Origin of the sequence: Halomonas sp. DP8Y7-3 (genome assembly GCF_019801675.1) — a bacterium.
GTDB classification, from domain to species: domain Bacteria; phylum Pseudomonadota; class Gammaproteobacteria; order Pseudomonadales; family Halomonadaceae; genus Halomonas; species Halomonas litopenaei_A.
The window spans coordinates 565,532-579,944 of sequence record NZ_JAHVIO010000004.1 but is presented as its reverse complement, the minus strand read 5'-3'; the positions used below and the strand labels follow the sequence as shown (position 1 = coordinate 579,944).

Genomic DNA, 14,413 nt, shown 5'->3' with positions numbered 1-14,413 from the left:
TGTTGCCGAGCGAAGCTAACCGCTCGATACCTGACCCTCCTGCTCCGCTAAGCGCAAAGGCCCCGCCCACCTGGATGTTGCCAGGCAGACGGGGCCTTTTGCTGTACTGCTCTCGGCCATCGCCTGCCTGCAGGGCGCCAGCAGCGATGTTCGATATGTCTTCAGCGCTACCCTGGCGCCACGCTGCCAGCGTAGACCTGAACCAGCACGTTACTCGCGGTACGTCACTTCATCCCTCACCCCGTCACTGCGGGGCTGCCACAAGAGCTTCAACAGCAGCGCCAAGGACAGCATCACGGCAATGCCACTGACAGCGCCCATCCACACCGTGCCACTGATTCCTGCCACAAAGAACGCCACTAGCCCGGCGATGCCGGCGGTCATGGCGTAGGGCAGCTGGGTCCGCACATGGTCGATGTGGTCGCAGCTTGATCCCGCCGACGAGAGAATGGTGGTATCGGAAATGGGCGAGCAGTGGTCACCAAAGATGCCTCCGCTCAGCACCGACGCGATCGCCAACGCCATCGGCAGATCCATGGCCGCGGCTACCGGCATGGCAATCGGGATCATGATGGCAAAGGTCCCGTAGGACGTGCCGGTGGTGAAGGCCACCACGGCGCCAATCAAGAACAGCAACACCGGCACCAGGCTGGGCGGAATACTGGCCTCGGTCAGACTCACCAGATAGTCAGCTGTGCCCAGCTCCGATGTGACGCTGCCGATGGACCAGGCCAACGCCAGAATGATGTACACCAGCGTCATGCTCTTGATGCCTTCCACGACGATATCCATCGCCTCGCGGAAGTCGAACAGGCGCTGGCTCATGCCCATGGTCAAGCCGACCATCACCGCCACCAGGGTCGCGATCAGAATCGACTGACCGCCGTCGGCGCTGCCGACCGCTGTCACCAGGTCGTTGTTCGGGAAGTCACCGGTCCACAGAAACAGCGGTGGAATCATGGCCAGCAGAACACCGATAGGCACCAGCATGTTGCGCTTGCGGGCAGTATCCTGTGGCGCCTTGAGCTCCATCGCATCGGTATCAGAGGGCGGCTTGGCGGTGTCCTCCATCAGTTTTCCGGTCTCACGGGCACGGCGTTCCGCCCGCGCCATGGGGCCAAAGTCCCATTGGGTGATGACAATGAAGAAGATCATGCCCAGCGCCAGCCAAGCGTAGAAGTTCAGCGGAATCGACGACAGATAGATCAGGTATTCCGAGCCACTCAACTCCATCTCGCCAAGCTGGGTGCCAATCAGGCCCATGACAAACACCACCCAGGTGGATACGGGGCCCAGCAGGCACATCGGCGCCGAGGTCGAATCGACGATATACGCCAGCTTTTCGCGGGAGACCTGCATGCGATCGGTGATGGGACGCATCACGCTGCCCACTGTCAACGCATTGAAGTAGTCTTCAAAGAAGATCAGCATGCCAAGCCCCAGGGTGCTGCCTTGTGCGCCTCGCGCACTGGCCACCTTGCGGGAAATGGCGCGGGCAATGGCATGGGCCCCGCCGGTACGCTGCAGGACACTGATCAGCACGCCGAACAGGCCACAATAGATCAGTACGGTGGCATTCCACTCGTCACCGATACTCGGCACGATGAAGTCAGAAAAGCTGTTATAGAGGCCGGCTGCGGGATTGTAACCAGCCAGCATGGTGGCCCCGAGCCAGACACCGCAGAACAGTGCGGGTATGACATTGCGTGTCGCCAGCGCCAGCAGAATCGCCAGCAGCGGCGGCAGCAGGGATAAGAGTCCGAAGGACATCGGGAGTCTCCTGGGTTCTTGTCGGTCTTGGCCCGAGGGGGCAACACCATGGGAGGTGGCGTCGCGCGGGCAGCGGGGCATCCTAGGCGCTAACGGCACAAACGGCAACCGCGCTGTCCCATCCCCGCAACCCATCCTCTTTAGGTGCAAGTCGACACGCCGTTCAACCAGGCTGACGAGTCTCCACCTCGACCCCTTTCATGCCCTCCTCAGTGTAGCGCTCCCCTGCCACGGCCTCCCGGTGAAACCAGTCGTTGAGACTCGCCAGATCGGCGTCACTCAAGGACAGCGACAGCGCTCCTAGATTCTCGTCCAGGCGGTTCAGCTTGCGGGTGCCGGGGATGGGGATGATGGCGTCGTCCTGAGCCAGTAGCCAGGCGAGTGCCACCTGGGCGGGGGTGGCACCTCGCTGCTGTGCCAACCCTTCCAGCCGATCCAGCAGGGCGATGTTACGGGCCAGGTTCGGCGCCGAGAAACGCGGTGCGTGGCGTCGAAAATCGGTCTCGCTGATGTCAGCACGACGTCGAATCTGGCCGCTGAGGAAACCGCGACCCAGCGGTGAGTACGCCACCAGTGACACCCCCAACCGCTGGCACGCAGGGAGCACGCTGTCCTCCACTCCGCGACTCCAGAGTGAGTACTCACTCTGGACCGCAGCAATGGGATGCACCGCCGCAGCCCGCTCCAGGGTGGCAGGTGACACCTCACACAGCCCCAGCGCACGAACCTTGCCCTGGGTGACTAGCTCGGACATGGCGCCGACGGTCTCTTCGATCGGCACCTCGGGATCGAGACGGTGGGCGTAGTAGAGGTCAATCGTGTCAATCCCAAGGCGTGCGAGAGAAGCCTCACAGGCAGCGAGAACATACTCTGGGCGCGTGTTGATCGACCGGGCGTAGTCGCCAGGCCTGCGCACGATGCCAAACTTGGTGGCAATCACAGCGCTGTCTCGCCTACCGTGCAGCGCCTTGCCCAAAAGTTGCTCGTTATGGCCCTGGCCGTAGGTGTCGGCACTGTCGAACAGGCTCACGCCTCGCTCCAGGGCCTCGTGAATCAACCGGGTGGCGTCACGGTCATCACTGGCACCATAGAATTCGGACATGCCCATGCACCCTAGCCCCAAGGGCAGAACGTGCAGGTGGTCACCCAGTGAACGTGGGGAATGTGAGGGAGAGGTCATCGCAGGCTCCATTACGTAAGGCGGATCACGTCAGACACGTTGTCTGACCTGTTGCATGATCCTGGCCGTGGGCCCGCGGGAGAATTGCTGATAGATTGATACTTGCAGCGTATCAATCCCTGGCGTCCACGTGACACCTCCCGGTCATCCACGATGGATCGACCGCCGGGGGGCAGTGGCGTCCTTGCTTCTCTTCACTAACCTGACGAGCGCCCCATGCCGCCCAGCAGACAATGGTTCAAGCGTTGCGACCGGCTAATCAGCTTTCTCGCCGTTGCCGATACTGGGCACTTTCGCCAGGCCGCCGACAGGCTGCATCTCACTCAGCCTCCGCTGACGCGCCACATCCAGGCGCTGGAACAGGAGCTGGGCGTCACGCTGTTCACCCGCACCACTCGTCAGGTGCGCCTGACCCCGGCAGGAGAGCGCCTTGCTCGCCGGCTGCGCCCCTGCTTTGAGGAAATAGAAGCCGCCTGGCACGACGCCAGCGCACCTACCGACCAGCCCTGCCCCATTGCCATCGGCATGACGCCCGCAGTGGATGATGGCCTGCTGCCCTCCCGCGCATGGCTCGAGGCGCACCTGGACCAGACCGTGGACATCGAGCGCCAACCGTCCAGCAGGCTGCTGTCACGCTTGCTGAAGGATGACGCGAGGCCGCTATCCTTGGCCCTTGTCGGTCTGCCCATCACCCTCCCAGAGCCATTGGAGTGCCACATCGTCGCCGACGACCCGCTATGGGTGTTGATGTCCGACGCCCTTGCCGAGCGGCTTGGAGAGGACCGGGACGTGGATCTTTGCAGGCTGAGCGACCGTCCCCTGTTCTGGTTTTCCCGCAGGGACAATCCGGACTACTTCGACCACTGCGAGCGCCTGTTTCGCATTCACGGCTACCAGCCCCAGCGACTGCGTGAGCCCGACGACCATCACCAATTGCTGGCGCTGGTCGCGGCAGATGAAGGCATCGCCCTGGCGCCCCAGAGCTTTCTGGTCACCCAGCGGCAGGGCGTGACCTCGCGACCATTGTCGCCTCGCTGGAGCGACCTGCGCACTCGCCTCGCCCTCGCCTGGAACCGACATGACGACGCGTCCTGCCGACTGGCACAGCGCCTTGTGGCGGCCCTGCAGAGCAACTGAGGCGTAAGCAGAGCGACTGAGGCGCGAGCAGCACGGCTCAGCCGCGTCGTCCAGGTACGGTCAGGCCTGGCCCCGGGCCTGCCGGATGCGCTGATAGGCATTGCCGATCTCGACGGTGCGGGCCTCGGCGACCTCGCGCATGCTGTCCGGCAGTCCCCGGCTGGCCAGCTTGTCAGGATGGTTTTCGCTCATCAGCTTGCGATAGGCGCGCTTGATTTCGGCATCGCTGGCCTCCGGGCTGATACCCAGCACCTTGTACGCGTCCTCCAGCGGGCTCTGGCTTTCCTGAGTGGCGCCCGCCCCATGGGAGGCTCCACCGCGCAGCATGGCCTCGATCTGGGCTATTTCCGCCTCACTGCAGCCAAGGCCGCGGGCCACCCGCATCAGCATGTTGTGCTCGGCTGGGTGCAGCACACCGTCTGCTGCAATGGCCGACAACTGCACCTGCAAAAAGATCTGTCGCAGCGCACCGCGACCACGGGTCAGGCGTGCCACTCTGGCGATCTCGGCATCCAGATCGAAGTCACTGGCCCGTCCGCGTTCGAATGCGGCACGGGCACTGGCCTTGGTGCTTTCAGGCAAGCGCAGGCGCACCAGCAGTTGCTCGAGCACCTGACGCTCTTCCCCGCTGACCTGACCGTCTGCCTGGCACACGGCGCCCATGACGGCGAAGGTGGAGTCCATGAACTGGCGCTGCATCTCGGCCAGACCCTTGCCGAGCATCACGCCGCCGCGCAGACGTCCGCCCAACCACCAGCCGATGCCGCCACCGATCAACATGCCCAGCGGGCCTCCGGTCAGCAGCCCAATTACCGCCCCGATAACAATGATGGTCAGCATAATTCCTCTCTGTCGGAGCCGTGTTTCAGTCCACGGCGTGCTGTCTGCTCAGGTGGCGCTGGCAGGTGCTTGAACGGTCATCGACTCGCCATCACGCCCACCCACCACCATGGGGGTACGCGAGGCAGGATACCACCGCCACCCGGACGCGGGCGAAAGCGTGCGCCGCCCACCTTTTCATCGAATGGTCATGGGAGTCACCGATACTGGCCGCCAGGTTAACGACGAATGCACTGCCCAGGACGTCTTATGCGACTTTCCTTCACTCGACTCGCCATTGTTGGCGCTATTGTTTCGGCTTGCGCCAGCGTCAGCGTGGCGTCCCACGCCGTGGCGCCGACCCACTGCGCACTGACGCCATCGATCTCTATGTTGCCGGTCTCTGTGCTACCGACCCATATGCGATCGGCCCCCATGTAGGGGGCCGATCGCGTCGTGCTCTGAAGGGACGGTAGGCTGACTCAGCCGAGGCGCTGCCGAATCGCCGCTTCAATTCCCTCAGCGTCCAGACCGCAGTCTCGCAGCAATTCAGCCGGCTTGCCGTGCTCAGCAAAGACATCCGGCAGGCCCAGGTTGAGCACCGACACAGAGACCCCTTCGGCCAGCAACAGCTCATTGATGCCGCTTCCGGCACCGCCCGCCACGACGTTCTCCTCCAGGGTCACTACCAGCTCGTGAGCGCGGGCCGCCTCGAGCACGGCGTCCCGGTCCAGCGGCTTCACACTGCGCATATTGATGTGGCTGGCATCGAGCCGCTCCGCCACTTCGGCAGCAGGACCATTCAAGCTGCCAAAGGCCATCAACACTACGCCCTGGCCCTGGCGACGCGGTTCGGCCACCCCGATCGGCAGCGGCTCAAGGTGATCGGGAATCGCCACGCCTGGCCCCGTACCGCGCGGATAGCGCACCGCCGCTGGACCCGGGTGGTGATAGGCCGCACTGAGCATGGCGCGGCATTCTGCCTCGTCAGCCGGGGCCAGCACCACCATGCCGGGCACACAGCGCAGGTAGGATAGATCCAGGGCACCGTGGTGGGTGGGACCATCCTCCCCGACCAGGCCTGCGCGGTCGATGGCAAAGGTCACGTCCAGATCCTGCACCGCCACATCGTGAATCAATTGGTCGTAGCCACGCTGGAGGAAGGTGGAATAGATCGCGACCACGGGCTTCATGCCTTCGCAGGCCATGCCGGCGGCCAGGGTCACCGAGTGCTGCTCGGCAATGGCCACGTCGTAGTAGCGATCCGCATACTCCTTCGAGAAGCGGATAAGGTCAGAGCCTTCGCGCATGGCCGGCGTGATGCCGATCAGGCGCTCGTCTGCCGCGGCCATGTCGCAGATCCAATCGCCAAAGACACTGCAGTACTTCTTCTTTGGCGGCGCGGGTGGCGTTGCCACCTCAGCTTCCCGAGCCTTGGCCGCATCGGGCGTCTCGAGCTTGGTAATGGCGTGATAGCCAATAGGATCGGACTCCGCCGGCAGGAAGCCACGGCCCTTGCGCGTCTTGACGTGCAGAAACTGCGGCCCCTCGAGATCACGCATGCTGGTCAGGGCGGCACTCAAGGCATCAAGGTCGTGACCATCGATCGGCCCGACATAATTGAACCCCATCTCCTCAAACAGCGTGGCCGGGCTGACCATGCCCTTCACGTGTTCTTCCGTACGGCGTGCAAGCTCCAGGGCACCCGGCAGATGAGACAGCACCTTCTTGCCGTTCTCGCGCATGCTCAGGTACGGCTTGCTGACCAGAATGCGGGCCAGGTAGCTGGCCACACCGCCGACATTCTCGGAAATCGACATTTCATTGTCGTTCAGCACCACCAGCAGATTGGCATCCACATGGCCGGCATGAGCCAACGCCTCGAAGGCCATGCCGGCGGTCAGGGCGCCGTCACCGATCACCGCGCAGACGCGACGATCCTGGCCCTGGGTACGTGCCGCCAGCGCCATGCCCAGAGCCGCCGATATCGAGGTACTGGAATGGCCGACGCCAAAGGTGTCGTACTCCGATTCGGCTCGCCGCGGGAAGGCCGCCAGGCCACCGTAGCGGCGTATGCCGGTCATCGCTTCGCGACGACCGGTCAGGATCTTGTGCGGGTAAGCCTGATGACCCACATCCCACACCAGGCGGTCATGGGGCGTACGAAAGGCATGATGCAGGGCGACGGTCAGTTCGACCACGCCAAGGCCGGCACCAAAGTGGCCGCCGGAAACACCAACGCTGTAGAGCAGGTAGGCGCGCAGTTCATCCGCTACGCGCTTGAGCTGGTCTGCGGTCATCGCACGCAGCGCAGCCGGGGTATCCAGAGTATCGAGCAGCGGCGTTGCCGGCCGCTCGGTGGGAATCGTGTCGAACAGCTTCATGGTAGCCCTGTGGTCGTCAGTGATCGCGTTCGATCATGTAGCGGGCGAGCCCTGCCAGAGGCGCCGCCGACTCGCCCAAGGGGGCGATGGCCTCGAGCGCCTCATCGATCAGTGCCGTCGCCTTGGCCCGAGCTCCCTCAAGCCCGAGCAGGGCGGGATAGGTCGGCTTGTCACGGGCCGCATCGGCACCCGACGTCTTGCCCAGCGTATCGGTGTCACCCGTGACATCAAGCACATCGTCATGTACCTGAAAGGCCAGGCCGATAGCGGCGGCATAGACATCCAGGGCGGCCAGGCGCGCGTCGTCTGCGGGCACCGCGATCAAACCGCCAAGCCTGACGGCGGCGCGAATCAGCGCGCCGGTCTTGTGGCGATGCATGGTTTCAAGGCTGGACAGGTCCGGGCGTTCGCCCACTGCCGCCAGGTCCAGCGCCTGTCCGGCCACCATGCCATCACGCCCGGACGCTTGCGCCAGCGTGGCCACCAATGCCCCCAGGCGAGGAGACGTAGAGCTGGCGAGCAACTCGAAGGCCAGTGTCTGCAGGGCATCGCCGGCAAGAATCGCAGAAGCCTCATCGAACGCCTTGTGCACCGTGGGCTGACCGCGGCGTAGGTCGTCATCGTCCATGGCCGGCAGATCGTCATGCACCAGCGAGTAGGCATGCACCAGCTCAATGGCCGCAGCAGGAATGTCGAGATCGTCGTCGTTGGCGCCCAGCGCCCGACCGGCGGCATAGACCAGAATCGGGCGAAGCCGCTTGCCGCCGACAAGCAGACCATGGCGCATCGCCGCTTCGAGTCTCGGCTCGACCGACTGGCGACCCACGAACAGCGTCTCCAGGCAGCGATCGACTCGCGCCCTGTCGGCGGCCAGACGGGCCAGCATGGTATCAGCGTTCACCCGCGTCCTCCCCGATATCAAAGGGCGACAGCTGCATCCCCCCCTCGGCGTTCTCCGTCAGACTGCGAACCTTGAGCTCCGCATCGTCCAGGCGTTGCTGAGCATGGCGGGTCAAGGCCACGCCCTGCTCGAACGCCTTCAACGACTCCTCGAGCGACAGCTCCCCCGACTCCAGCCGTTCCACCAGGTGCTCCAGTTGCCCCATGGCCGCGGCAAAGTCCTGAGGCTCGGCATCTTGCTGTGATGGCTGGCGGTCCTGCGTTGCCATGCGCCCCTCCAGACAGTGGGCCAGGGACTGACCCGAAATGGCTTGGTCACGGCCATCGCCGACCGTGCGGGACACCGTGACGCCATCGCCAGGCACCCGGTCACCCTAAAGGGCGACAGTATACACGCTCTGCCCCTGGGGTCGTCTGCCCCGCGTTCCTTGCGCCTTGGTCGAAGACGTCACCGCGTTGGCCAGCGTACATGCACAAGACTCATGCTGCGGTGCAAGGATTTTCAACGTGGCAAAGGCTGCATGTGGTAGGCTATCGACCCTGATTTAGCGCCTTCTCCGCCAACCAGCCGCTGGCTGCCGCCACTTCCAAGAGGTTGATTCGACCATGGCCAAAACGTCCCTGGACAAAAGCAAGATCAAGATCCTGCTGCTCGAGGGCGTCCACCAGAGTGCAGTGGACAATTTTCTCAATGCCGGATACACCAACATCGAGCATCTGCCGACCTCGCTGGACGAGGCCACGCTGATCGAGAAGATCCGGGACGTGCACTTCATCGGTATCCGCTCCCGCACTCAGCTCAATGAGCGGGTGTTCGCGGCAGCCGAAAAGCTGGTCGCGGTTGGCTGTTTCTGCATCGGCACCAACCAGGTCGACCTGGGTGCGGCACTGGTGCGCGGCATCCCGGTATTCAATGCGCCCTACTCCAATACTCGCTCGGTGGCGGAACTGGTGCTGGCCGAAGCGATCATGCTGCTGCGCGGTATTCCCGAAAAGAATGCGCGCGCCCACCAGGGCGGCTGGCTGAAAAGTGCCAAGAACAGCCACGAGGCTCGTGGCAAGACCCTGGGCATCGTCGGCTATGGCAGCATCGGGTCGCAGCTGTCGGTACTGGCAGAAGCGCTTGGCTTTGACGTCATCTACTACGACGTCATCACCAAGCTGGCGATGGGCAATTCTCGCCAGGTCGCCAGTATGGAGGAGCTGCTGGCCCGCTCCGATGTGGTCAGCCTGCACGTGCCGGACCTGCCGTCCACGCGCTGGATGATCGGCGAAGAGCAGATCAGCCTGATGAAGCCTGGCGCCATCCTGATCAATGCCGCCCGCGGCAGCGTGGTGGTGATCGAGGCGCTGGCCGAGGCCATCAAGGAAGGCCGCCTCAATGGCGCCGCCATCGATGTCTTCCCGGTCGAGCCGAAGGGTAACGACGACATCTTCGAAAGCCCGCTGCGGGGTCTGGAGAACGTCATTCTTACCCCGCACATCGGCGGCTCCACCCTGGAAGCCCAGGAAAACATCGGCGTCGAAGTGTCTGAGAAGCTGGTGACCTTCTCCGACAATGGCACCAGCATCACCTCGGTCAACTTCCCCGAGGTGGCCCTGCCGGCCCATCCGGACAAGCACCGCCTGCTGCACATCCACGAGAACGTGCCTGGCGTGATGTCCGAGATCAACCGCGTGCTGTCCGAAAATGACATCAACATTTCCGGCCAGTACCTGCAGACCAATGAAAAGGTCGGCTACGTGGTCATCGATGTGGACAAGGCCTATGGCCCCCAGGCCCTGGAGGCGCTGCGCGAGGTCAATCACACCCTGCGTACCCGGGTTCTCTATTCCGAGACCAACTACGCCGACTAGGCCGCCGGACGCTGTTCCAGCTCGACGACGCCGCGCTCCTTCGGGAGGGCGGCGTCTTGCTGTCGTCCCAGGATGAGCGACAGACGACATTTCATGCCAACAAGACCTATCCTGATCTCTCCCCGCTGAGCGCTTCACAAGGATGCCTGATGCCGACCGGACTGGCCTACCTGATCGTGGTACTGGTGTGGGCCTCGACGCCCCTCGCCATCAAATGGAGCGCAGAAGCCGGCGCCCCCATCGGCAGCGTCATGCTGCGCATGGGGCTGGCGCTGGTGGCCGGCATCGTGCTGCTGCTGGTGTTGCGCAGAACACTGCGCACAGACCGCCGCGCGCTGGTCAGCTACGCCGCCGCCATTCCGGGTGTGTTTGGCGCCATGGCGCTGAGCTACTATGCCTCCCAGTTCTTGCCATCGGGCATGCTCTCGGTGATGTTCGGCATGGCCCCTCTGATCTCTGGCATCATCCTGCAAGCGCTGCCGGGCAGCACGCGGCTGAAGCGCTGGCACTGGATTGGCTGCGGCCTGGGAGTGACAGGCCTGGCGGTGGTCTTTCTCGACAGCCTCGCCCTCGGCAGCGGCCAGCAGCTGGTGGCCCTGGTCATGATGCTGTCCGCCGTCACGCTGTTCAGTGGCAGTGGCATAGCGGTCCAGCGCATCTCTGCGGGACTTCACCCTCTCGAGCAGACCGTCGGCGCCCTGGCGGGCTCCATGCCGTGCTTTCTGGTGCTGTGGCTAGCCAGTGGCGAGCCCCTGACCATCCCCCTGAGTGACCGCGGCCTGTGGGCAGTGCTCTATCTCGCCCTGTTTGGCTCCTTGATCGGTTTCCTCTGCTACTACCTCATTCTGTCGCGGCTGCACGCGGCCAGCGTTGCATTGGTCACGCTGATCACTCCGGTTCTGGCGCTATCTCTTGGCATGCTGTTCAACCAGGAGACCCCTTCAGCCTCCATGCTGGCCGGCGCCGCGCTGATTCTCGTCGCGCTTGGCGCCTATCTGTTCGGTGACCGCCTGAGCCGCCGTCGGGCGGCTCGGCATCACGGCGACACTTGACCCTTATGAGCGTCGGCTTGACAACTCATCAGGCCACGGCCATTTTGTACACAATAAATGACAGCGATTGCGTACCAGGACTGTGCACTCATATCGCACATCTGCTGTCATACACGGCCACCGTCGGTTCCATGGAGGTGCAGTCGGACACAGACCGCGCACACCTCCATCGGTAGCCATCCTTGAAGGCACCTGAACCAGGTATTCGGCCAGACGCCATGCGGTGACGGCTCCTGGCAGCGGTTCGTGTCATGTGCACTACCGCGTGCCGAAAGCGCCTCACCCTGCCTGGGTAACCCTTCGCTTCGCGAAGGAGGAATGCATGCATTCACACACACCCACGACATGGATCCGGCAACCGCTGGCCACCAGCGACCCCGCCGCTACAGCAGGCGTCGTGGTGCAGGGCTCACGTATTGTCGAGAAGCTCGGCGCGGGCCAGGTGCCCAGCGTAGCCGTCGACGAGGTGTTCGATGCCTCCCGGCACGTGCTGCTGCCCGGACTGGTCAATACCCATCACCACTTCTACCAGACGCTGACACGGGCCTACTCGCCTGCGCTCAACAAGGAACTGTTTCCCTGGCTCACTACCCTGTACGACGTCTGGGCCCATCTGGATGAGGCTCAACTGGCGCTGGCCAGCGAACTCGCCATGGTGGAACTGTTGATGAGCGGTTGCACCACCGTGGCGGATCATCACTATGTGTTTTCCGGGGCCCTGGAACATGCCATCGACGTACAGGTCGAGACAGCTAATCGGCTGGGGGTGCGGGCAGCGCTGACGCGAGGCTCCATGAGTGTGGGTCGCGATCAGGGCGGCCTGCCACCTCAATCCGTCGTCCAGGACGAAGCCACCATTCTCGATGAGAGCACCCGCCTGATCGACGCCTATCACCAGCGCGTCGATGGCGCCATGATTACCGTGGCATTGGCACCTTGCTCCCCTTTCTCGGTCAGCCGCGAACTGATGATCGACAGCGCCCGCCTGGCCGAGGCCAAGGACGTTCGTCTGCATACCCACCTGGCCGAAACCGAAGACGAGACCCACTACTGCCAGAAACTGTTCGGCATGCGTCCGCTGGATTATCTGGAAGATACCGGCTGGCTCAGCGATCGCACCTGGCTGGCCCATGGCATTCACTTCAACGACGACGAGGTCAGCCGACTCGGCAAGGCGGGTACCGGTATCGCTCACTGCCCCTCTTCCAACATGGTCCTGGGCTCCGGCATGTGCCGAACGCTGGAGCTGGAGGCCGCCGGAAGCCCGGTAGGGCTTGCCGTGGATGGCTCGGCCTCGGCGGACCATTCCAATCTAGCCGAAGAGATGCGCCAGGCCATGCTGATCGGCAGGCTACGTTATTCCCCCAGCCAGGTGCGTCACCAGGACGTGATTCGCTGGGCCACAGAAGGCTCCGCCCGCTGCCTGGGCCGAACCGACATCGGCGGACTTGACGCTGGACAACAGGCGGACCTGGCGCTGTTTCGCCTGGACGAGCCTCGTTTCTCCGGCGCAGAAAACCCGCTTGCGGCGCTACTGCTGTGCGGCGCACATCGGGCCGATCGCGTCATGGTGGCCGGCCGCTGGCGAGTCGTCGACGGGCTGCCCGTCGACGTCGACCTGGGCGCACTGCTGGCCCGTCATGGCGAGGCGGCGGCGCGGCTTCGCCAAGCGGTCTAGCCAGCAGGGCAACACGGCAAGATCGATACCGACACCACGGAGCCCTGCTGCGTGGCATCGTTCTTGCAACGCCATTGTTCACCACCGCTGCATCACGGCAGTCAGTCACCAGGACTGACACCTGATGCGGTGGACCGGACTCATCGCCCAGGCCAGGGGACGGCCTGGCACTACAACGACAACAGGAGAGGATCCCGCCATGCATACGCAAGAATCCACTGGCGATAACCGCGACCGGCCCACGGTTCGCTCCACCCACGACGTCAATGCCATGCCGCCACTGGGAAGGGCGATACCGCTTGGCTTGCAGCATGTGCTGGCGATGTTCGTCGGCAACGTGACCGTTCCCATCCTGATTGCCGGTGCTGCGGATCTGCCGGCGGATCAAACCACCTTCATGATCCAGGCGGCGATGTTTGTCGCCGGTGTCGCCACCTTGGTGCAGTCACTCGGTATCGGCCCCATTGGTGCTCGACTGCCTATCGTGATGGGCACCAGCTTCGGCTTCGTGCCGGTTCTGATTCCCATCGCCGTAGGCATGGGCCTGCCAGCAGCGCTCGGAGCTGCACTCTGCGGCGGTATCGCCATGGCCCTGGTAGGCCTGTTTCTCCCGGTCTTTCGCTTTCTGTTCCCGCCAGTGGTCACCGGCACCTTTGTGGTCATGCTGGGTACACTGCTGATGCCGGTGGGCTTTGCCTACTGGGGTGGCGGCTTCGGCGCGGCGGACTTTGGCGCCACCCATCACCTGCTGCTGGGCGCCCTGGTACTGATCGTCACCTTGGGCCTGCACCAGTATGGACGCGGCATCTGGTCCGAAACGGCACCGTTGATCGGCCTGGTCGTCGGTTACGTGGCGGCCACCAGCTTTGGCTTGATTGATTTTTCAGGCATCGGCACAGCTGACTGGCTGTCCCTTCCTGTGCCCCTGGCCATCGGCATCGAGTTTCATCTGGCTGCCGTTCTTCCCGTGGTGCTGCTGGCCATCGTCACCTGCGCCGAATCCATCGGTGATATTGTCGGCACCACTGCCGGAGGCCTGGACCGGGAGCCGACGCCCAAGGAACTGTCCGGTGGTGTCATGGCGGACGGCATCTCCAGCGTGTTCGCCGCCATCTTCAACGCCTTTCCGCAGATCAGCTTCAGCCAGAATGTGGGCATGGTCGCCCTCACCGGCGTCGTCAGTCGCTACGTGGTCGCCATTGGCGGTGCCTTCCTGCTGCTGGCCGGGCTCATCCCCAAGCTGGGCGCGATTGTCTCCAGCATTCCCAACTCCGTGCTGGGTGGGGCCGTGTTGATCATGTTCGGCATGATTGCCAGCGCCGGCATCAAGATGCTGTCTCACATCGACTTCAACAAACGCAACATGGTGATCATCGGCGTATCGCTTTCCGCCGCGGTGGGTCTACCCGCCCAGGAGGGGCTTTACGCCAACCTGAACGAGAACCTTCAAGCCATCATTGAGTCGGGGCTGATTCCTGGTGCGCTATTCGCCATCATCCTCAACCTGGTTCTACCGAAAAGCGACCGAGTGTTCCGTGACGACGTCTAAGCCTCAGCGCCATCACCGGCAGCGACCGAACTGAACCGGCCCTGCTCACGACATCCTTCTCCCGCGCAGAAACAGCACCCACGAGCC

General features: G+C 63.6%; 11 protein-coding genes. 5 read left to right on the top strand and 6 right to left on the bottom strand.

The features are described 5' to 3' along the window. Positions 1 to 210 precede the first annotated feature (210 nt). Together KUV86_RS07805 and KUV86_RS07800 are read right to left on the bottom strand one after the other, a co-directional pair. The gene (locus tag KUV86_RS07805) at positions 211 to 1,770 is read right to left on the bottom strand and encodes a Na+/H+ antiporter NhaC family protein (protein ID WP_206942202.1); all 1,560 of its coding nucleotides are present in this window, start codon (positions 1,768 to 1,770) and stop codon (positions 211 to 213) included. A gap of 163 nt (positions 1,771 to 1,933) precedes the next feature. Continuing rightward, positions 1,934 to 2,950: an aldo/keto reductase gene (locus KUV86_RS07800; RefSeq protein WP_222484321.1), complete on the bottom strand. Its 1,017-nt coding sequence runs from the start codon at positions 2,948 to 2,950 to the stop codon at positions 1,934 to 1,936. 216 nt (positions 2,951 to 3,166) lie between these two features. On the opposite strand from KUV86_RS07800, the gene KUV86_RS07795 reads away from it, so the two are divergent. Next, the gene (locus KUV86_RS07795) at positions 3,167 to 4,087 is read left to right on the top strand and encodes a LysR family transcriptional regulator (protein WP_222484320.1); all 921 of its coding nucleotides are present in this window, start codon (positions 3,167 to 3,169) and stop codon (positions 4,085 to 4,087) included. A gap of 60 nt (positions 4,088 to 4,147) precedes the next feature. Here KUV86_RS07795 and djlA read toward each other — a convergent pair whose 3' ends face one another. The 4 genes from djlA to KUV86_RS07775 all read right to left on the bottom strand — a co-directional run bounded on the left by djlA (position 4,148) and on the right by KUV86_RS07775 (position 8,459). Beyond that, positions 4,148 to 4,927, bottom strand: a complete 780-nt coding sequence (gene djlA, locus KUV86_RS07790) for a co-chaperone DjlA (RefSeq protein ID WP_206942196.1) — start codon at positions 4,925 to 4,927, stop codon at positions 4,148 to 4,150. A 461-nt stretch (positions 4,928 to 5,388) separates the two neighbouring features. Beyond that, on the bottom strand, positions 5,389 to 7,290 hold the full coding sequence (gene dxs / locus KUV86_RS07785; RefSeq protein ID WP_206942187.1) for a 1-deoxy-D-xylulose-5-phosphate synthase: 1,902 nt from the start codon (positions 7,288 to 7,290) through the stop codon (positions 5,389 to 5,391). A 16-nt stretch (positions 7,291 to 7,306) separates the two neighbouring features. Continuing rightward, entirely contained in the window at positions 7,307 to 8,176 is an 870-nt protein-coding gene (ispA, locus tag KUV86_RS07780; protein WP_222484490.1) for a (2E,6E)-farnesyl diphosphate synthase, read from the bottom strand. A gap of 4 nt (positions 8,177 to 8,180) precedes the next feature. Beyond that, positions 8,181 to 8,459 (bottom strand): exodeoxyribonuclease VII small subunit, encoded by a 279-nt coding sequence (locus tag KUV86_RS07775; protein ID WP_206942185.1) that lies wholly within the window; start codon positions 8,457 to 8,459, stop codon positions 8,181 to 8,183. A gap of 337 nt (positions 8,460 to 8,796) precedes the next feature. Between KUV86_RS07775 and serA the strand changes: the two genes are divergently transcribed. The 4 genes from serA (at position 8,797) to KUV86_RS07755 (ending at position 14,326) form a co-directional block, all read left to right on the top strand. After that, positions 8,797 to 10,047 (top strand): phosphoglycerate dehydrogenase, encoded by a 1,251-nt coding sequence (serA, locus tag KUV86_RS07770; RefSeq protein ID WP_206942183.1) that lies wholly within the window; start codon positions 8,797 to 8,799, stop codon positions 10,045 to 10,047. A 149-nt stretch (positions 10,048 to 10,196) separates the two neighbouring features. Next, positions 10,197 to 11,099 carry a DMT family transporter gene (locus tag KUV86_RS07765; protein WP_206942182.1) on the top strand — a complete coding sequence of 301 codons (903 nt, stop codon included), beginning with the start codon at positions 10,197 to 10,199 and terminating at the stop codon, positions 11,097 to 11,099. 322 nt (positions 11,100 to 11,421) lie between these two features. Beyond that, complete coding sequence (locus tag KUV86_RS07760) at positions 11,422 to 12,777, top strand: 8-oxoguanine deaminase (protein ID WP_222484319.1); 1,356 nt, start codon at positions 11,422 to 11,424, stop codon at positions 12,775 to 12,777. Between the two features lie 199 nt (positions 12,778 to 12,976). Next, complete coding sequence (locus KUV86_RS07755; RefSeq protein WP_222162211.1) at positions 12,977 to 14,326, top strand: uracil-xanthine permease family protein; 1,350 nt, start codon at positions 12,977 to 12,979, stop codon at positions 14,324 to 14,326. Positions 14,327 to 14,413: the final 87 nt, after the last annotated feature.